The organism is Candidatus Allofournierella merdavium, assembly GCF_944382735.1.
GTDB classification, from domain to species: domain Bacteria; phylum Bacillota; class Clostridia; order Oscillospirales; family Ruminococcaceae; genus Allofournierella_A; species Allofournierella_A merdavium.
Genome location: NZ_CALWND010000013.1, coordinates 18,841 through 36,904 on the forward strand (window position 1 = coordinate 18,841; position 18,064 = coordinate 36,904).

The 18,064-nt window shown below is 66.8% G+C and carries 15 protein-coding genes; all 15 read right to left on the bottom strand.

Going from position 1 to position 18,064, the window contains the following annotated elements; translation table 11 throughout:
• Positions 1 to 218: 218 nt before the first annotated feature.
• The 15 genes from ACH2A7_RS10965 to ACH2A7_RS11035 all read right to left on the bottom strand — a co-directional run bounded on the left by ACH2A7_RS10965 (position 219) and on the right by ACH2A7_RS11035 (position 18,062).
• Positions 219 to 1,034 carry a histidinol-phosphatase HisJ family protein gene (locus ACH2A7_RS10965; protein ID WP_394961971.1) on the bottom strand — a complete coding sequence of 272 codons (816 nt, stop codon included), beginning with the start codon at positions 1,032 to 1,034 and terminating at the stop codon, positions 219 to 221.
• Positions 1,031 to 1,681: a bifunctional phosphoribosyl-AMP cyclohydrolase/phosphoribosyl-ATP diphosphatase HisIE gene (gene hisIE, locus ACH2A7_RS10970; RefSeq protein ID WP_394961972.1), complete on the bottom strand. Its 651-nt coding sequence runs from the start codon at positions 1,679 to 1,681 to the stop codon at positions 1,031 to 1,033. Before hisIE ends, ACH2A7_RS10965 begins: the two co-directional genes overlap by 4 nt.
• Before the next feature lie 19 nt (positions 1,682 to 1,700).
• Positions 1,701 to 2,462: an imidazole glycerol phosphate synthase subunit HisF gene (hisF, locus tag ACH2A7_RS10975; protein WP_394961973.1), complete on the bottom strand. Its 762-nt coding sequence runs from the start codon at positions 2,460 to 2,462 to the stop codon at positions 1,701 to 1,703.
• Positions 2,459 to 3,178, bottom strand: coding sequence for a 1-(5-phosphoribosyl)-5-[(5-phosphoribosylamino)methylideneamino]imidazole-4-carboxamide isomerase (gene hisA, locus ACH2A7_RS10980; protein ID WP_394961974.1), 720 nt, complete (start codon positions 3,176 to 3,178; stop codon positions 2,459 to 2,461). Before hisA ends, hisF begins: the two co-directional genes overlap by 4 nt.
• The gene (gene hisH / locus ACH2A7_RS10985; protein WP_394961975.1) at positions 3,175 to 3,804 is read right to left on the bottom strand and encodes an imidazole glycerol phosphate synthase subunit HisH; all 630 of its coding nucleotides are present in this window, start codon (positions 3,802 to 3,804) and stop codon (positions 3,175 to 3,177) included. The genes hisA and hisH overlap by 4 nt, the downstream gene beginning before the upstream one ends.
• The gene (gene hisB, locus ACH2A7_RS10990; RefSeq protein ID WP_394961976.1) at positions 3,804 to 4,391 is read right to left on the bottom strand and encodes an imidazoleglycerol-phosphate dehydratase HisB; all 588 of its coding nucleotides are present in this window, start codon (positions 4,389 to 4,391) and stop codon (positions 3,804 to 3,806) included. The genes hisH and hisB overlap by 1 nt, the downstream gene beginning before the upstream one ends.
• A 3-nt stretch (positions 4,392 to 4,394) precedes the next feature.
• Positions 4,395 to 5,459, bottom strand: a complete 1,065-nt coding sequence (gene hisC, locus ACH2A7_RS10995) for a histidinol-phosphate transaminase (RefSeq protein WP_394961977.1) — start codon at positions 5,457 to 5,459, stop codon at positions 4,395 to 4,397.
• 4 nt (positions 5,460 to 5,463) lie between these two features.
• A complete protein-coding gene (hisD, locus tag ACH2A7_RS11000) occupies positions 5,464 to 6,750 on the bottom strand; it encodes a histidinol dehydrogenase (RefSeq protein WP_394961978.1) in 1,287 nt (428 codons plus the stop codon).
• Positions 6,747 to 7,397 carry an ATP phosphoribosyltransferase gene (gene hisG / locus ACH2A7_RS11005; RefSeq protein WP_394961979.1) on the bottom strand — a complete coding sequence of 217 codons (651 nt, stop codon included), beginning with the start codon at positions 7,395 to 7,397 and terminating at the stop codon, positions 6,747 to 6,749. Before hisG ends, hisD begins: the two co-directional genes overlap by 4 nt.
• A complete protein-coding gene (locus tag ACH2A7_RS11010; protein ID WP_394961980.1) occupies positions 7,394 to 8,494 on the bottom strand; it encodes an ATP phosphoribosyltransferase regulatory subunit in 1,101 nt (366 codons plus the stop codon). The genes hisG and ACH2A7_RS11010 overlap by 4 nt, the downstream gene beginning before the upstream one ends.
• 249 nt (positions 8,495 to 8,743) lie before the next feature.
• Complete coding sequence (locus tag ACH2A7_RS11015; protein ID WP_394961981.1) at positions 8,744 to 12,949, bottom strand: suppressor of fused domain protein; 4,206 nt, start codon at positions 12,947 to 12,949, stop codon at positions 8,744 to 8,746.
• A gap of 174 nt (positions 12,950 to 13,123) precedes the next feature.
• Entirely contained in the window at positions 13,124 to 14,578 is a 1,455-nt protein-coding gene (locus tag ACH2A7_RS11020; RefSeq protein WP_394961982.1) for an arylsulfatase, read from the bottom strand.
• 116 nt (positions 14,579 to 14,694) lie between these two features.
• On the bottom strand, positions 14,695 to 16,863 hold the full coding sequence (gene gnpA, locus ACH2A7_RS11025; protein WP_394961983.1) for a 1,3-beta-galactosyl-N-acetylhexosamine phosphorylase: 2,169 nt from the start codon (positions 16,861 to 16,863) through the stop codon (positions 14,695 to 14,697).
• Positions 16,864 to 16,951: 88 nt separating this feature from the next.
• On the bottom strand, positions 16,952 to 17,152 hold the full coding sequence (locus ACH2A7_RS11030) for a DUF6903 family protein (RefSeq protein WP_394961984.1): 201 nt from the start codon (positions 17,150 to 17,152) through the stop codon (positions 16,952 to 16,954).
• Positions 17,153 to 17,165: 13 nt separating this feature from the next.
• Positions 17,166 to 18,062: a carbohydrate ABC transporter permease gene (locus ACH2A7_RS11035; RefSeq protein WP_394961985.1), complete on the bottom strand. Its 897-nt coding sequence runs from the start codon at positions 18,060 to 18,062 to the stop codon at positions 17,166 to 17,168.
• Between the last annotated feature and the right edge of the window lie 2 nt (positions 18,063 to 18,064).

The window sequence follows — 18,064 nt, forward strand, 5'->3', positions numbered from 1 at the left end:
GCCCTAAATCTTTGGATCACTTTTGTTTGCTTCGATTTTGTCCGGGATTTTTACCATTTTGTCATTTTTTGATCTTTCTCCCTATTGTGCTTTGTGCCCAAATAGTTCCGATTCCATATGTGCAACTTGCATGATTTTCCGGCTATTGGGGGGGAAGGCGCGGCCCGTGGGCCCACAGCCGAAACAGGCCCGCTTTTTCCCAAAAGCGAGCCTGTTTGTCAGCAAAGTTCGGGCAGCGGGCCCTCCCGGAACCCCTTTGTGGTGAAATACCAGCAACTCTCGAAACCGCAGCCCCGCAGCAGCGCCTCCGCCTGACGGTAGCCGGTGAGGAGGGAATCGGCGGAATGGCTGTCGCCGGTAAGGCACACCCGGCCGCCCAGCCGGCGCAGTTCCTTTAAAAGGAAGGCGTCGGGGTAGGGTTCGGTGCGCCAGCCCCGGGAGATGGCCCCGGTGTTCACCTCAAAGATCACCTCGGCGGCGGCCAGCGCCTCCAGCGCCTCCAGGGCATAGCCCCGCAGCGGGTGGGCCTGGGGCTGGAAAAAGCGGCCGTTCTCGTTGAACTTGGTCACCAGGTCAAAGTGCCCCACAATGGCGCAGCCGGTGCGCCCGGCCACCTGGGCCTCCAGGCGGTAGTACTCCCGCACCAGGTTTTCCACCCCGCCGCAGCGGCGGGCAAGGCGGGCGAACGCTTCCGGGCTCTCGTCCACCGACCAAAGCCGGCCGTCCAGCCGCAGGGCATGGACCGAGCCGATGAGGTAGTCGTATGTCCCATCGGGGGGCGGGCTGTAGAAATCCTGCTCCAGGCCCAGAAACACCTCCATGCGGCCGGCGTACCGCTGCCGCTGCTGTTCCACCGCGGCGCGGTAGGCGGGCAGGTCGGCGGGGCTCATGCACCAGTCCTCCCCCGCCAGCGGGGCATGGCCGGAAAAGCCCAGCCCCCCCAGGCCGGCGGCAAAGGCGGCGGCGGCCATCTCGGCGGGGGTGTTTTTGCCGTCGCAGAAGGTGGTGTGGGTGTGAAGGTTCTGGGGTTTCATGGGGTCATCTTCTCCTGCTTGACCTTGTGGTCGATGATGTGGCGGGAGGCCAGTTCCTGATACACATCCTCCACCGAGATGCCCATCTCCACCATCAGCACCATCACATGATACGCCAGGTCGGCGATCTCATAGATGGTCTCGGCCCGGTCGCCGCCCTTGCCGGCCACGATCACCTCGGTGCACTCCTCCCCCACTTTTTTCAGGATCTTGTCCATCCCCTTTTGGAAGAGGTAGGTGGTGTAGGAGCCTTCGGGCAGGTTTTCCTTGCGGCCCTCCAGCAGCTTGTAGAGGCCCTTCACCGTGAAGGGCTCCCCCGCCTCGCCGATGAACACCGGCTCAAAGAAACAGCTGTCGGCGCCGGTGTGGCAGGCGGGGCCGTCCTTATCCACCGCCACCACCAGGGCGTCCCGGTCGCAGTCGGCGGTGATGGTGCGGATGTGCTGCACGTTGCCGGAGGTCTCGCCCTTGCGCCAGAGGCACTGCCGGGAGCGGGACCAGAAGCAGGTGCGCCCCTCCCGCATGCTGATGGCAAGGCTCTCCCGGTTCATGTAGGCCAGGGTGAGGACCCTGCCGTCCGACGCGTCGGTGACGACGGCGGGGATGAGGCCGTTTTGATCGAATTTCAGTTGGTCGATGGAAATCATCTGTGTTCTCCTTGTCTTGTCAGATCAGGCGCACGGGGATGCCCTCGGCGTCCAGCGCCCGCTTCAGTTCCGGGATGGGCACTTCGCCGAAGTGGAAGATGGAGGCGGCCAGGCCCGCGTCCACCTTGGGCAGGGTCTTGAAAAGGGTGACAAAGTCCCGGACGCAGCCGGCGCCCCCGGAAGCGATCACCGGCACGTCCACCGCGTCGCACACGGCGGCCAGCATCTCCAGATCGAAGCCCTGTTTGACCCCGTCGGTGTCGATGCTGTTGAGCACGATCTCCCCCGCGCCGTCCGCCACGCCCCGGCGCACCCAGTCCACCGCGTCCAGGCCGGTGTCCTCCCGGCCGCCCCTGGCAAACACATGGTAGCGCCCGTCCACCCGCTTGGCGTCCACGCTCAGCACCACGCACTGATCGCCGTAGCGGCGGGCGGCGGCGGCGATGAGGCCCGGGTCCCGGATGGCTCCGGAGTTGACGCTGACCTTGTCCGCGCCGCACTTGAGCACCCGGTCGAAGTCCTCCACCGTGTTGATGCCGCCCCCCACCGTGAGGGGGATGAAGACGGTGGCCGCCACCCTGGTGAGCACGTCGGTGAAGAGGGCGCGGCCCTCGGCGGAGGCGGTGATGTCGTAGAAGACCAGTTCGTCCGCGCCGCAGGAACTGTAATAGGCCGCCAGTTCCACCGGGTCGTTCACATCCGCCAGCCCCTGAAAATTGACCCCCTTGACCACCCGGCCGTTCTTCACGTCCAGGCAGGGGATGATGCGCTTTGCGATCACAGCGTGTTCACCTCCCGGATGGCGGCGGCCAGGTCCACCTTTCCGGCGTACCAGGCCTTTCCCACGATGGCCCCGTAGAGGCCCGTTTCTGCGAGTTTTTTCAGGTCCGCGTTGGAGGCGACGCCCCCCGACGCGATGAGGCGGCAGCCCACCGCATTTTGCAGCGCCGCCAGCTTTGGAAAGGGCGGGCCGGAGAGGGTGCCGTCGGTGTCGATGTCGGTGAAGATGAGGGTGGCGGCGCCCATGGCCTCCATCTGGCGGGCGAAATCCAGCCAGTCGCGGCCGCTGTCGGCTTCCCAGCCGGCGGTGCGCACGCTGCCGTCGCGCACATCCAGCCCCACGGCGATGCGCTCAGGGCCAAAGCGCTCCACCGCCCGGCGCACCAGTTCCGGGTCGGCCACGGCGGCGGAGCCGATCACCGCCCGCCGCACGCCCAGGGCGAACACCGCCTCCAGGTCCTCCAGGCTGCGGATGCCGCCCCCCAGCTGCACCGAGAGGCCGGTGGCGGCCACGGCGGCCACGATACCGCCGTTTTGCCGCGCGCCGCTGCGGGCGCCGTCCAGGTCCACCATGTGCACCCATTCGGCCCCGGCGGCGGCAAAGGCCCGGGCGGTGGCCACCGCGTCGTCGGCCACCTGGCTGGCGGTGTCGAACGCGCCCTTCACCAGGCGCACCACCCGGCCGTCCTTGAGATCAATGGCGGGAAAAACGATCATCTGGCCGCCTCCGTTTCACAAAAGGCCCGCAGGATGGCAAGGCCCACGCTGCCGCTTTTTTCCGGGTGGAACTGCACCCCCAGCACGTTGTCCCGGCCCACCGCCGCGGTGAGGGGCGCGCCGTACTCCGCCCTTGCCAGCACGAACGCCTCCGGGCTGTCGGCCCAGTAGGAGTGGACGAAATAGACCCGCTCGCCTTCCCTCGTGTTTTTGAACAGGCCGCAGGCCCGACCCGCGCCGGTGAGCTCCAGGGCGTTCCAGCCGATGTGGGGCACCTTGAGCCCCGCCGGGATGACGTCCCGGATGGGCCGCACCGCGCCCGGGATGAGCCCCAGGCCTTTGTGCTCGCCGTACTCAAAACTTTTTTCCAGCAAAAGCTGCATCCCCAGGCAGATGCCCAGCAGGGGCTTGCCCGCCTCGGCATGGGCCAGCACCGCCTTGTCCAGCCCGCTTTGGCGCAGCGCCGCGGCGGCGTCGCCAAAGGCGCCCACCCCCGGCAGCACCAGCCGATCGGCCTTTGCCAGCGTTTCCGCGTCGCCGGTGACCTGCGCCTGCCGGCCGATGGCCGCGAAGGAGGAGCGTAGGGAGAAGAGGTTGCCCACCCCGTAGTCCACGATGGCGACCATCACAAGACCCCCTTGGTGGAGGGGATCTCCCCGGCGGCGGCGGGGTCGATGGCCACGGCGGCCCGCAGGCTGCGGGCCAGGCTTTTGAACACCGCCTCGATGATGTGGTGGCTGTTCACCCCGCTGAGCTGGCGCACATGGAGGGTGAAGTTGGCCCGCCGGGTGAGGGTGAGCAAGAACTCCTCCACCAGCTGCGTGTCGAAGGTGCCCACCTTCTCGGTGCGCAGGTCCAGTTCGCAGCACAGCAGGCTGCGGCCGGACAGGTCGATCGCGGTGAGCACCAGCGCCTCGTCCATGGGCAGCAGGGTGCTGCCGTAGCGGGTGACGCCCCGCAGATCGCCCAGGGCGGCGCCCAGCGCGTCGCCCAGGCAGATGGCCACGTCCTCCACGGTGTGATGGTCGTCCACCCAGGTGTCGCCCTTGGCCTCCACCGCCAGGTCAAAGCGGCTGTGCCGGGCGAACAGTTCCAGCATGTGATCCAGGAAGCCGCAGCCGGTGGCCACCTGGCTCTTGCCGGTGCCGTCGATGTTCAGGGAGAGGCGGATGTCCGTCTCGGTGGTGGTGCGTTGGATCTCAGCGGTGCGCATGATCTATCTCTCCTCTCGTGAAGCGTCCACGGCGGCCAGGAAGGTCTCCATCTCCTCCGGCGAGCCGATGGTGACGCGGATGTAATCCTTCAGCCTCGGCGTGTTCCAGTAGCGCACGAGCACGCCCCGCGCCCTCAGTTTCTGATACAGCTGCTCGCCGCTCATCTCCGGGCAGGCGGTGAACAGGAAGTTGGTCAGCGACGGCAGAGTGGAAAAGCCGCGCTTTGCCAGCTGCTCCGCCGTGCGGTCCCGCGTTTGGGCGATGCGGCGGCAGTTTTCCATGTAGTAATCGTCGCTGTCCAGCGTGGCCAGGGCGGCGGCCATGGTCAGCCGGTTGATGTTGTAGGGGTTGGTGGAGCAGCGGATCTTTTCCAGGTCGCCGATGAGGCCGGCGCTGCCGATGGCAAAGCCCAGCCGCCCGCCCGCCATCGAGCGGGACTTGGAAAAGGTCATCGAGACCAGCAGGTTGTCGTACTTGGACACCAGCGGCACGCAGCTCTCGGCGCCGAAATCCGCATAGGCCTCGTCCACGAGCACCACATGGTCGGGGTCGTTTTGCAAAATGCGCTCCACCTGCGCCGGGCGGATGGCACGGCCGGTGGGGGCGTTGGGGTTGGCGAAGACGATGGGGCAGCCCAGCCCGAAGTAGTCCTCCGGCCGCAGGGAGAAGTCCTCCGCCAGCGGCACCTCCCGCAAAGGCACACCGTACAGGGCGGCCAGCACGGGGTAAAAGCCGTAGCTGATGTCGGGGCAGGCCACGCCGCTTTCGGCGTCGCAGAAGGCCATGAAGGCGAAGTTCAGCACCTCGTCGGAGCCGTTGGCCACCAGAACGTTCTCCGGCCCCACGCCGTACCGCGCGGCCAGCTTCTCCCGTAAAAGGCGGCAGTCGGGGTCCGGGTAGAGGTTGAGCCGCCGCACCTCGGCGGCGCTCACCGCGGCCAGCACCGCCGGCGCGGGCGGATAGGGGGACTCGTTGGTGTTCAGCTTCACATACCGCATCTCCCGGGGCTGTTCGCCGGGGACGTAGGGCCGCAGGGCCGCAAAGCGGGGGTTCATAAATCTGCTCATGGGTTCATTCTCCCTCTGTTTCTTTCTCGAACCGGCTCAGCACACTGCGGGCGTGGGCCTCCAGCCCCTCCTGCCGGGCGAAGCGGGCCACCTTGCCGCTCACCTTCGCCAGCGCGCCGGCGGTGTAGTAGGTGAACTGGGTGCGCTTGACAAAATCGTCCACCGACAGCGGGCTCATGAAGCGGGCGGTGCCCATGGTGGGCAGGGTGTGGTTGGGCCCGGCGAAGTAGTCGCCCAGGGCCTCGGGGCAGTTGCGGCCCAGGAACACCGACCCGGCGTTGCGCACCGCGTCCAGATAGGCGAAGGGGTCGTCCACACACAGTTCCAGGTGCTCGGGGGCGATCTCGTTGGCCACCTCGATGGCCGCCCGCAGGTCGCGGGTGAGGATGATCTTGCCGTTCGTGTCGATGGAGGCGCGGGCGATCTCCTCCCGGGGCAGCAGGGGGATCTGGCGCTCCAGCTCCGCCTGCACCGCCCTGGCCAGGGCTTCGCTGTCGGTCACCAGCACGGCGGCGGCCCGCTTGTCGTGCTCGGCCTGGCTGAGCAGGTCGGCGGCCACCTGGCGCGCGTCGGAGGCGCCGTCCGCCACCACCAGGATCTCGCTGGGGCCGGCGATCATGTCGATGGCCACCCGCCCGAACACCTGGCGCTTGGCCTCGGCCACATAGGCGTTGCCCGGGCCCACGATCTTGTCCACCTTCGGCACCGTCTCGGTGCCATACGCCAGGGCCGCCACCGCCTGCGCCCCGCCGGTGCGGAACACCCGGTCCACCCCGGCGATGCGGGCGGCGGCCAGGATGATGGGCGAGATGTCGCCGCCGGTGGGAGGCGAGACCATCACGATCTGGCGGCAGCCGGCGATTTTTGCGGGGATGCAGTTCATTAGCACGCTGGAGGGGTAGGCCGCGGTGCCGCCGGGCACATAGAGGCCCACCTTCTCGATGGGCATCACCTTCTGGCCCAGCACCACGCCCTCCTCCTCGCTGACCACAAAGCTGTTGGTCAGCTGGCGGCGGTGGAAGGCGGCGATGCGCTGTGCCGCTTCCCGCAAGAGATCGGCCAGGCCCGGTTCCAGGCCCGCCACCGCCGCGTCCAGTTCCGCTTCGGTGACCTCCAGGGCCGTGAGCTTCGCGCCGTCGAACCGCTCGGCGTAGCGCAGCAGCGCCGCGTCGCCCTCCGCCTTCACCGTGTCGATGATGTCCCGCACCGTGCCGGCCACGTCGGCCGCGTCGTCGGTGCGGGCGAAGATCTCCTCCGGGCGCAGCCGGTCGAAATCGTACAGTTTGATCATGCCTGGTTCTCCTTCCTGTTTGCGGCGGCCTGTTCCGCCAGCAGCCGCGCCATGCGCCGGATGGCGTCGTTTTTGAACTTCCAGCTCACCTTGTTGGCGATGAGGCGGGCGCTCACCGGCACGATCTCCGCCTTGACCTCCAGGCCGTTCTCCGCCAGGGTACGGCCGGTCTCCACGATGTCCACGATCACGTCGGAGAGGCCCAGCAGCGGGGCCAGCTCGATGGAGCCGTTGAGTTTGATGATGTCGATGTCCCGGCTGAGGGAGGAATAGTAGTCCCGGGCGATGCGGGGAAATTTGGTGGCCACCCGCAGGGTGCGGCTGCCGTCGTCCCGGAAGTCGGCCCTGGCGGCTACGCACATCCGGCATTTCCCCACATCCAGGTCCGCCAGTTCGTAGACGTCGGGCCGGTATTCCAGCAGGATATCCTTGCCCGCCACCCCCACGTCGGCGGCTCCCCGCTCCACATAGATGGACACGTCCGAGGGCTTGACCCAGAAATAGCGCACCCCGGCGTCGGGGTTTTCAAACACCAGTTTGCGGTTGGCCTCCTCAATGGCGGGGCAGGCGTAGCCCGCCGCCTTGAAGCTGCGGTAGACCGTTTCGCCCAGCCGCCCCTTGGGCAGCGCGATGTTCACCATGGTCATCCCTGGCCGCCTCCTTCCCGCAGGTCCAGCAGCCGCCCGAAGCCCAGGTCCGGCGGGGCGGCCCGTTCCACCCGGACGGTGTTGCCCGCCGCCACCAGGGCGTCGGCCTCGGCGGCCACCCGGCCGGCGCTCACCGAGTCGTCGTAGAGCACCAGCACGTCCACCTCTCCCGGCGGGGCGGCGGCGAAGCGCTCCAGCTGGTCCAGATAGACGGCGAAGCCGATGGCCCCGCCCTCCCGGCCCATCCGGTGCAGCAGGTGGTCGTAGCGCCCGCCCGCCAGCACGCCGGCGGCCAGGCCCGGCACAAAGCCCCGGAAGATGACCCCGCTGTAATAATTCATGTCGTTGGCGATGGAGAAGTCCAGCCGCAGGTTCTCCGAAAGGCCCCGCTGTTCCATCAGCGCGCAGAGCTGCTCCAGTTCCCGCAGGGCCGTGCGCATCCGCTCGTTTTTCACCAGCGGCCGCAGTTCCTTCAGCGCCGGGGCGGGCCGGTCGTAGAGCAGCGCCAGGCGGCACAGGCTCTCCGCCGTCTCCCGGGGCAGCGCCCCCCCGGCCGCCAGCTGCCGCAGGGCGGGGACGTTCTTGGCCCCCATGGCCGCCAGCGCCTGCCGCCGTGCCTGTTCGTCCAGCGGCTGCTCCTCCAGCAGCCCGGTCACGATGCCCTGGTGGCTCACATCCAAAAGGTACTCGCCGCTGATGAGGGCCAGGCTTTTGGCCGCCAGCATCAGCACCTCGCCCTCGGCCACCCCGTCCAGCCGGCCGATGCACTCCAGCCCCGTCTGGGGGATCTCCCGGTAGCTGCGGTCGGTGGCGGAGGGCCGGTAGACGTTTTCGTTGTAATACACCTTCTGCAGCCCCGGGCCGCCCCGCCCGTTTTTCAGGATGGAGAGGGTCACGTCCGGCTTGAGGGCCATCAGCTTGCCGTCCAGGTCGGTGAAGGTGAGGATGTTCTCGCTGATGAGAAAGCTCTTGTTGCGCACATACAGGTCGTACTCCTCGAACTTGCTCATCTTGTAGGGCCGGTAGCCGTAGCTGCGGTAGAGCCGGCGCAGCCGGAAGGCTGTCTCCTCGTTTTTCAGCAAAAGACCGTTGTCCATTCCGGGCCTCCCCCTCTCCCCCGCCGACAGCGCGCGGCGGGAGCACTCATCGCTTTAGCATGGTAACATAATAAAGCAATGAGCCGGGAATGTCAAGTCCTTTCCGCGCGGCAAAGGCAAAAAGTCCCGCCCGCTCTTGGCAAAGAAAAAACCGGCGGGCCGAGGCCCAAAGGCCCGGCCCGCCGGTTTTTGTTGATCGTTCCCCCGCCCGCGGCCGCGGGCGGGGGGGGGGGAAATGCCGCAGAAGATTCACGCGAGCCGGACCGCCCGCCGGGCGAACAGGCATTCCGCCAGCCGCTCCCGGGGGGAGGAGCCGTCCGGCAGGGCGTCGGGCAGGGTGAACTCCACCATGCCTCCGCCCGCCGCGGAGGGCACCGCGCCGTACGCCTCGTACCATTCCCGGGCCGCCGCCGCCAGGCAGGGGCCGTCCCCGCCCAGAGGCAGCCGCTCAAAGACCTCCCAGGGGGCGGCGGCGGGCACCTTCACCAGCAGCATCGGGCGGGTGCGCGCCCCGTCGGCGTCCCAGAGGGACGCAAAGGTCTGCCCTGCCTCCCCCTGCGGCCGCGCGCCGGGGGCCGGGAGCCGGCGCAGGTCGTCCCAAACGCCGTCCTCCACCGCCAGCAGGAGCGGGATGTATCCGTCGCGGATGGCCTGCCGCCGGCCATAGCCGAAGGCGGCGAGCAGCGGGTCGGGGTCCTCCATGGCGGGGAAGTACAGGCAGGGGAAGCCCATCCGCTCCATGAGGGCCAGCGCCTCGCCGGAGGGATCCGTCCGGGGGTCGCCCTGTTTCTGCCAGCAGGCGAAGCGGCGGTCCATCACCCCCTTGATCCCCTGATAATACGCCTCGTCGAAGGGCACGAAGAGATAGGCCTCGTCCTGGAACTCGTCGGACTGGTACCGCCGCGGCCCGAAGTATCCCAGCGACCAGTCGTCCACATCGCTGGGGAAGGAGGGCGCCTCCCCCTCGCCGTAATAGTAGGCGGCGAAGGCCATCCCCTCCTCGTTGAAAAGGCCGGACCACAGCCGCCCGCCCAGGGCGTCCCGCACGAAGAGGCGCAGGTCGGCGCCCTCGCTGCCCTGCCGCAGCACCTCGGCCAGGGCGGCGTGCTCCTGCAGGAACGCCTCGCCCATGAGGCCGCGCTCCAGGCACCACCGGAGGTAGAGGGCCATGTGGGCGTAGGCGGCGAGTTTCTCCACCGGCAGCTGCTTTTCGCGGATGCACCGCAGGTGCCACTCGGCGTCGTCCATCAGGAAATCCTTTTCCGCCGCCTCGTCCAGCGCGGCGCAGGGCCGGTCCGGCCGGACCACGAAGCTGACGCCGCCCATATGGTCCAGCAGCGCCTCCGCGCCATTCTGCTGCTTATACTCCATCTCCGCCCGGTAGAGGGGGATGATCTGGTAAAAATTGATCTCTTCGCCGCCGGGCAGCGGGCAGACCTCCCCGCCGGGCAGCGCCCCCTGCAGCCCCACCAGCATCGTGGCGCACAGGTCGGTGTTGCCGGCAAAGGGCTCCTGGTTGTCCACCGTGTGCCCCCAGCCCAGCCAGGTGTCGCAGGCGCCGGGCAGCCGCGCCAGGCTCTTGAGCAGCCGCAGCGGCCAATACCAGCGCTCGTCCTTCAGCGACTCCTCGTCCAGCTTCCAGTCTGGCGGCAGGGCGATGGCCAGTTCCGCCCGCTCCAGCCGGTGTTCCGCCAGTTCCGCCGGCACGTTCATCCGCCGCGCGCCCATGCCCATGGTGACCAGGGTGTAATAGTCCCGGTCGCCGTCGGGGGGCACCACGCACAGGTCCACATGGATGTCCGGCGAGACCAGTTCGTGCAGCACCTGCTCAAAGGGGCCGATGTGCATCCGGATGTGCTCCTCCAGCAGCTCCATCTGCCGGCTGGTGTACACCCATTTCGGCTCGGTCTCCTCGGGCTGTTCTTCCTCCTCCGGGGCCCGCCGTTCCAGCCACTCGCAGGGGCCGGGCGCCCCCTCCTCGTCCAGCGTCGTCTGGAAGCGGCCGCTGACGCGGCCCCTGGCCCGGTACACCAGCCGGACGCTGTAATCCAGACCCAGCAGCACCGCGTCCAGCCGGCCGGGCGCGCCGTCGGGGTCGGCGGCGGTCAGCCAGCAGCCGCTGTCCAGCCGGTCCCGCTGGGCGGCGAGCCAGGCGGAGTCCAGCTTGGACAGGCCCGCCTCGTTCATCAGGAACACCACCTCCACCTGCCGGTCCCCCACCTGCCGGTGAAAGGCGCAGTAGGGCGCGTTGGGGACGTAGTCCGCCGGGTCGGGTTGGAACAGGGCGCGGAAGTTGGCCAGTCCCGCCTCGTTGAGGGTGATGCAGGAGATGGCCCGCTGCTTGTCGTCGGCGTCCCTGTCCAGCCCCGCCTGCAGCTGCCGGTCGCACTGGGGGTCGATCCAGTGGTATTCCATCTGCTCCAGGCTGGCGCCCTCCCCGATCTCCCGGCGCAGGGTGAGGAACTCATAGTCCTCCGGCACCAGCGCCAGGCCCCGCTCCACTGCGGCCAGCGCGCCCTCCCGGTCGCCGAAGTGGCTGCGCAGCTTGGCCGTCAGCAGCCAGGCCCAGGGATAGTCCGGCTGCTCGGCGGTGCCTTGTTCCGCATAGCGCAGGGCCTCCTCCAGCCGGCCGCAGTACATCAGGGCGGCGGCGTACCGGTAGTACCAGGTGCCGCAGCCTTTGGCGGCGGGCTCGGAGGCGGGCATCCACATGGCCGCCCGGTAGTAATATTCATATTCGTCCACGTTCAGGCAGGCGTAGGCGTACCACAGGGCGATCTGCAGATCCCGCCGGGCCTGCCGCTCGGTGAAGCGGCCCTCCTTCTCCCCCTTTTCCATGAAGTCGGTGAGGTATTGCAGCACCTGATAAAAATAGCCGCTGCTGCCCTCCAGCCAGCCCTCCATGGTCTTGATGTCCTCGGGGGAGAGCAGCGAGCCGGTCTCGGGATGCACCGGCACCTCCGCTTCCTCCTGGGCGTTCCACAGGCGCACGGTGCCCACGTCCCGCCGGAAGGAGTGGAAGGACGCCCAGTCCAGACCCGAGGCGGCGAAGAAATCCGCCGCGGCGTCCAGCACGGCGGGCAGGTCCCAGGCGATGAGGTCCAGATACCCGCAGAAAAGCCCGGTGGCCCCGCCCAGCAGGGTGAGCGCCACGTCGCCGGCTTTCTCCGCCAGCGCCCGCTCCAGCGCGTCCCGCAGCGCGAAGGCCCTGCCGCCCCGCTCCTCGGGGGAAAAGCCGTCCAGCGGCCAGCACAAAAAGCCCGCCGCCGCGCCGTCGCCGTGGAGCAGGTCCACCGCGGCGCTCTCGCCCTGCAGATACTGGCGCACCAGCGGCGCGCAGCGGGTGGAACCGGCGACCACGTCCAGCCGCCAGTCGGCGTCCGGGTCCTCGTTGGGCTCCATCCGGTAGGAGGCGTAGCAGTTCTCCAGGCAGACCGCCGGGTCGAGGGAGAGGTCGAACCCCATCTCCTCCAGCGCGGCGGGCAGCTCCCCCAGCGGCACGCTGTCCTCCAGCGGGCCGTCCGCCACCGCGCAGGCGGCCACCGTCCGCATCCTGGGCAGCTCCCCCAGCGTCATGTCCAGCAGGTCCGCCAGCGGCCCCGCCGCCCGGTCCCGGTCCACATCGGCCAGCGCCGGGCAGTAGAGGGACAGCGTCACCATCCGCTCGTCCCGCCGGCACACCTGCACCCGGGCGTCCCCGCAGTCCAGCCGCTGCCCGTCCAGCAGCACCACCGGCTCGCCGCCGGGCTGCGCGCCCACCAGCACGTCCCAGTGCTCCGCCAGCGCGGCGGGGGCAAGGCGGGCAAAATACGCCAGCTCGAACAGCCGCGCCCAGTTCCCCTGGGGAGAGAGCACCAGCCGATACCGCTGCCCGCTGCGGACGAAGGCGAAGGCCACGTCGTTGAAGGCGCGGTGCAGCGCGGCGGCGCAGAGGTCGAACAGCTTCACGACGGCCTCCGCCTCGCACAGGTCCATCAGGCGGCGCAGTTCCGCCTCCTGCCGGGCGAAGGCGGCCCAGGCATCCCCCGCCCGGCGGCGGAAGGTGCGCTCAAAGCGGGGCAGCGTCAGCCGGCGGCGGCAGTCCTCGATCAGTTCCCGGATCTCCTTTTGGGTGTTGCGGTCCGGCGCGTCGCCCGGATGGAGTTCCAGCGCCCGCTCCAGATACCCCAGCGCCTCGCCCTCCCGGTCCAGGTAATAGCAGGCGTACCCCATGCGGAAGTTCCAGCTGTACGGGTCGGGGCAGTCCTGCTCATGGGGCAGCATCAGCGCGACGGCCCGCCGCAGCAGCTCCCTGCCCTCCGGCTCGTCGGGCTGGGCCAGGTTGTTGTAGGCCCGGGCCAGCTCCATGTCGGTGGCGGCGGTGCGCTGCGCCTCGGGCAGGGCTTCCAGCGCCCGGGCGATCTTTTCGTGTTCTCCTTCTTCGTGCCACAGGCGGCACTGTTCCAGCAGTTCCATGGGGCGGTCCTCCTTTTTGTGCGCGGGGGCGGGTGTGTTCATTACCCCGATTATACCGGAAGCGGCGGCAAAACACAATGCGGCGAAAAGGCGGCGATCCCCCCGGATGCGGCGCGGGGCCGCCTCCGGGGGGATCGTGTCATGGTTCGCTGTCCTTTTGTATGGGGGCCGCCTTCAGCAGTTGGGCAGCTCCGCGTTGGACAGGCAGTTCACCGGCGTGCGGCCGGGGATCAGCCGGGTCCCATCGGAATAGCCCTCCTCCGAGTCCTTCAGCTCCCGGATCAGCAGGCCCCGCAGATAGGCGATCCGCTCCTGCTTGTCCGGGTCATGGATCGCGTTGTGCGTCTCGTCGGGGTCGTTCACCAGGTCAAAATACTGCTCCTCGTTGCGCTCGTTCAGCCAGATGAACTTGTCGGTTCTGGTCACGATGAACTGGCTGGACCAGTGATTGAAGGTGAAGGTGTGCTCCCCGTGCAGGTATTCCCGTTCCACCGGGCGCAGCATACTGCGGCCGTCCAGATGGGCGGGGATCTCCGCCCCGGCCAGTTCCAGCAGGGTGGGCATCACGTCGCGCAGCTCCACCAGGGAGTCGTCCGTCCGGCCCCGGGGCCCGACGTACCGCTCCGGCCCGCTGAGGAACATGGGGATGCGGGCGCTGCCGTTGTAGGGCAGCGCCTTGCGGCACCAGCCGTGGTCCGACAGCATCTCCCCGTGGTCGGAGGTGAACAGGATGACGGTGTTGTCCATCAGCCTGTGCTCGATGAGGGCCTGTATGATGCGGCCGATCTGATGGTCCACATGGGTGATGCAGGCGTAGTAGCCGATCTGCTGCTGGCGGATCAGCTCAGGGTCTTTGGGGCCGGTGCAGGAGTTGAAGACCATCCCCCGCTTTTCCAGCATCTCGTTGTCGTCCCAGTCGCCCCGCACCGGCGGGCGCAGCGGCTTGTCCTTGTACAGGTCAAAATAGCACTGGGGCGCGTCGTAGGGCGCGTGGGGCCGCACGAAGCTGGCCATCAGGAAGAAGGGCTGACGGGGGTCGCGGCGGCGCAGAAAATCGATGCTGCGGCTGGCCACCCAGTTGGTAGGATGGTATTTTTCCTCGTAGGGCCAGGGCCGGGCGGTCCAGCCGTTGCAGTCCATGCCGGTGTCGGTCACGTCCGCGTCCGCCCCCAGCTCGTTTTTCAGCCAGTGGAAGTAGTCGTCCGCCACCAGCTGATTCTCGCCGTGCGCCACGTCGGGATAGCGGTATTCGTGCAGGTAGCCGTCGTGCAGCTCCACATTATGAAATCCCAGATAGTTGCGCAGCGGGTGCACGTGCATCTTGCCTACGCACTGGGTGTAGTACCCGGCCCGGCTCAGCTCTCCGGCCATGGTGCACCCGTAATTCCAGTCCACCCGGTCCTGATAGCCCACCTTGCCGGTGTGGCGCTGGCTCAGCCCCGTGTGGAGGATGGCCCGGGCGGGCACGCAGGTGGGGCAGGCGGACCAGGCGTTGGGGAAATAGACGCCGTCGGCGGCCAGCGAGTCCAGATACGGCGTTTTCACGTCGGGATGGCCGGCATAGCCCAGGCAGTCTCCCCGCTGCTCGTCGGTCATGATCAAAATGATGTTGGGACGATCTGTCACCATGTTCACACCCTTTCCGAAAAGGGCGGCGCAGTGCCTCTGCGCCGCGAAGAAAAGGCGGCCGCCGCCGGGGCGTCCCCGAGGGAGGCCGCCTTGATCCGCGATCCGCTCAGCGCCGATCAGATCTCATACCACTTGATCTCGTTGGGGGCCATGTCCAGCTCAAAGCTGGAGCCGTCGCCCTTGTACACCGTGGTATGCTGGGGCTCATAGGTATTGTTCACCACACAGTACTTGCCGTTCTTCACATAGGCGTGCACCTCCACGTTGAAGTTGGAGGAGAACCATTTGTGCAGGTCGGCCTCGTCGTGGGCGCTCCACAGGATAGAGCGGTACAGCATCCGGCTGTTTTCAAAGGTGTAGGGCAGGCCGCTGATGTACACCGTGCGGCCGGCGCCGAACTCGTTCACCGCCATCTGCACTTCTTTGTTTCGCTGCACCAGGATCTCGGCGCCCTCCAGCGCGTAGATACTCTTTTTTCCCTCGCCGAAATCCACCTCGCCGGCGGCGTCGGCCAGGATGAAATGATCCCGGTGCTCGTCCCAGTTGTACTTGTCGTAGTTCAGGGTGAAGCCGGTCTCCTTCTCCACGCCCATGGCGGTGGCCAGCTGCAGGTAGTGGCCCTGGTACTGGTGGCCCGCGGGCTCACCCACGCCGATGAAGCCGCCGCCGTTGTGGATGAACTTCTTCACCGCAGACGCGATCTCGGGGTCTTCCCACACGGCGCCGCCGGTGTGGGCGGTGTCGCCGTCGCCCACGTTGATGAGCACGTCGATGCTCTCCAGCAGCTTCGGGTCGGCCTTGATGTCGTCAAAGCTGATGAACTTCACGTCGAAGGGGGCGCCGGAGAGCGCCTCGATCACGCCGGCGTAGCTGTAATTCTGCTTTTGATACAGCGCGTGATGCACCATGTGGCAGCCCCAGCTGCGGCACTTGCCCCAGCTGTTCAGCACGGCCACCGTCTTGAAGCAGTAGGCGGTGGTGCCGCGGGCGTTCTCGTACAGCTCGCGGAACTCGTTGCAGACGCTCTCGATGTAGTCCACAAATTCGGGAAATTCCAGCGCCAGCTTCAGGTATCCGCCGTAGCCGATGCGGTCCACCGGCTTGCGCAGGATAGCCCGCCGCGCCGTGACCCAGTTCTCCTTGGCCTCCTTCACCGGGTCGCCGCCCTCGTGGAAGGTGTCCGGGAAGAAGTAGGGCAGAAAGCGCCCCTCGGTGTACTTCACGCCGGGGATGTCGCTGATGAGGCGCAGGGTGCTGCCGTTGCCCACGCTGCCCACCACCGCGTCCAGGCCGATGGAGGCGAACTCCGGCATGAAGGGCTCGGTGCCGATCCAGTGGTCGCCCAAAAACATCATGGCTTCCTTGCCGAGCTCGTGGGTGATGTCCACCATCTCCTTGGCCAGCTTTGCCACCTCACGGCGCTGGAAGGCCATGAAGTCCTTGAACTCCTTGCTGGGCACCCGGTACTGGTTGTTGTAGTAGCCCTGGTCGATGATGAACTCGGGGCGGAACTTGTAGCCCACCTCTTTCTCAAACTGCTCCAGGATGTAGGGGCTGACCGAGGCGGAGTAGCCGTACCAGTCCACATACTTCTCCCGCTTGAGCTCGTCGAACACCAGGGTGAACTGGTGGAAGAAGGTGGTGTAGCGGATGACGTTCACATAGGGGTGCTCGGCGATGAACTTGCGCAGCCGCTCCATGGTGAACTTGTGGGTCTTGGGCTGGCGCACGTCGAAGGTGATCTGGTGCTCGAAGTTCTGCCAGTTGTTCGTCACCGCGTTGTACATATGCACCGGGTCCCAGATCAGGTAGGCCAGGAAACTCACGGTGTAGTCGTGGAAGGGCGCGCAGCCGGTGATCTCCACGCAGCCGGAAGCCTCGTTGTAGCTCCAGCGCTCGGTGGGGACCACCTCCCCGCTGGTGCGGTCCACCACTTCCCACCAGCGCTTGATGTCGTCGCGGGTGTTCACCTGCATCAGCTCTTCGGAGATCCCCTTCATCAGAGGAATCGACAGAGCGTCGCCGGTGGCGGTGTAAAAGCCGCTCATGATGTAGCACTGCTGCACCTCGTCCGGATTCGCTTTGGCCCAGGCATTGTCCTTGCGGGTGGTGTAATAGGTGGAGTAGATCTTCGCCCCCACCTTGGTAAGCTCCTCGGGGAACTCGGTGCCGTCACAGTCGCGGATGGCGTCCGCCCCCCACCGGTTCAGAATGTCGATGGTCTGGGGCACAACATCCAGATTGGTGGGGATCGTTACCCGTCCGGTCAGTTTTTTCTCGCTCATATTTTTCCTCTTTTCCTGGTTCTTCCCAAAGGCGGTGCGGCGCCCGGGCCCCGCCGGAACAGGCGGGGCCCGGTTTGCCGGCCCTTTGTTATTTGTAGCGTCTGTTGTACAGATACAACAGCACAAGGATGCCCGCCAGGCCCACCAGCTGCACCCCCAGGCCCATCAGGCCCTGGCTCATATCCGCCATGAAGCCCATGGAATGCCCGGTGATGACCAGCGCCAGGCACGCCAGCGCCGCGAGCGCGGCCAGAATGTTCCGGATGATCTTTTTCGTGTATTCATTCATGGCTTTTTCCCCCTTAGCCCTTCAGGCCGCCCAGGGTCATGCCCTGGGTGAGCTTCTTCTGCACGCACATATACAGGATCAGCGTGGGGATCATGACCAGCACCAGGCCGGCGTACATCTGGCCATACTCCGCTTTCGCGTTCTGAGCCTTCATCAGGTTCAGCAGGCCCACGGGCAGCGTGCGCGCGCCGTTGGGATCGGTGAGCATGGTCATGGAGATGATGTACTCGTTCCAGTAGGCCAAAAACTCGAACAGGATGACCGTGATGATGCTCGGCTTTGCCATGGGCAGGATGATGCGCACCATGGTGGTGAAATAGCCCGCGCCGTCCACATAGGCGGCTTCCTCATAGTCTTTGGGCAGGGTAGCCAGATAGCTGCTCAGCAGATAGATGGTGAAGGGCAGCGTGGTGGAAGCCAGGACCAACGACACCACAAAGGGATTGTTCAAAAAGAAGGATTTGCCGAAGGTCGCGTTCAGCCACCGGTCGCCGGCAACGAACATCAGGAAGATGGGGACCACGATGTAGTTCACGTTGATGAACAGGCCGCCCATGAAGCCGCTGCGGATGGCCTTGCGGCCCACGAAATTGTAGCGGCTCAGCACGTAGGCCGCCGGCAGGGCGACCAGCAGCAGGATGGCCAGCGACATGGCGGTGATGAACACCGACGTCATGAAATACTCGCCCATCCGCGCCTTGGTCCAGGCGTCCACAAAGTTTTGCAGGTAGATGCCCTGGGGCAGGCTGAAGAGGTTGCCGTAAAATTCGCTGTTCTGCTTGACAGACGCCATGAATACCCACGCCACGGGAACGATGATGGTGATTGCCAGCGCGATCAGCACGATATAGATCACAGCCTTGACGAGCGCTTCGCCCGTCTGGCTGGCCGCTTTTTTGTTTGTGTTCATTC

Excerpts from the sequence above, each read along its gene's own strand:
- ACH2A7_RS10965 (WP_394961971.1), bottom strand. The coding sequence starts at position 1,034 with ATGAAACCCCAGAACCTTCACACCCACACCACCTTCTGCGACGGCAAA.
- hisIE (WP_394961972.1), bottom strand. The coding sequence starts at position 1,681 with ATGATTTCCATCGACCAACTGAAATTCGATCAAAACGGCCTCATCCCC.
- hisA (WP_394961974.1), bottom strand. The coding sequence starts at position 3,178 with ATGATCGTTTTTCCCGCCATTGATCTCAAGGACGGCCGGGTGGTGCGC.
- hisH (WP_394961975.1), bottom strand. The coding sequence starts at position 3,804 with ATGGTCGCCATCGTGGACTACGGGGTGGGCAACCTCTTCTCCCTACGC.
- hisB (WP_394961976.1), bottom strand. The coding sequence starts at position 4,391 with ATGCGCACCGCTGAGATCCAACGCACCACCACCGAGACGGACATCCGC.
- hisC (WP_394961977.1), bottom strand. The coding sequence starts at position 5,459 with ATGAGCAGATTTATGAACCCCCGCTTTGCGGCCCTGCGGCCCTACGTC.
- hisD (WP_394961978.1), bottom strand. The coding sequence starts at position 6,750 with ATGATCAAACTGTACGATTTCGACCGGCTGCGCCCGGAGGAGATCTTC.
- hisG (WP_394961979.1), bottom strand. The coding sequence starts at position 7,397 with ATGACCATGGTGAACATCGCGCTGCCCAAGGGGCGGCTGGGCGAAACG.
- ACH2A7_RS11010 (WP_394961980.1), bottom strand. The coding sequence starts at position 8,494 with ATGGACAACGGTCTTTTGCTGAAAAACGAGGAGACAGCCTTCCGGCTG.
- ACH2A7_RS11015 (WP_394961981.1), bottom strand. The coding sequence starts at position 12,949 with ATGGAACTGCTGGAACAGTGCCGCCTGTGGCACGAAGAAGGAGAACAC.
- ACH2A7_RS11020 (WP_394961982.1), bottom strand. The coding sequence starts at position 14,578 with ATGGTGACAGATCGTCCCAACATCATTTTGATCATGACCGACGAGCAG.
- gnpA (WP_394961983.1), bottom strand. The coding sequence starts at position 16,863 with ATGAGCGAGAAAAAACTGACCGGACGGGTAACGATCCCCACCAATCTG.
- ACH2A7_RS11030 (WP_394961984.1), bottom strand. The coding sequence starts at position 17,152 with ATGAATGAATACACGAAAAAGATCATCCGGAACATTCTGGCCGCGCTC.
- ACH2A7_RS11035 (WP_394961985.1), bottom strand. The coding sequence starts at position 18,062 with ATGAACACAAACAAAAAAGCGGCCAGCCAGACGGGCGAAGCGCTCGTC.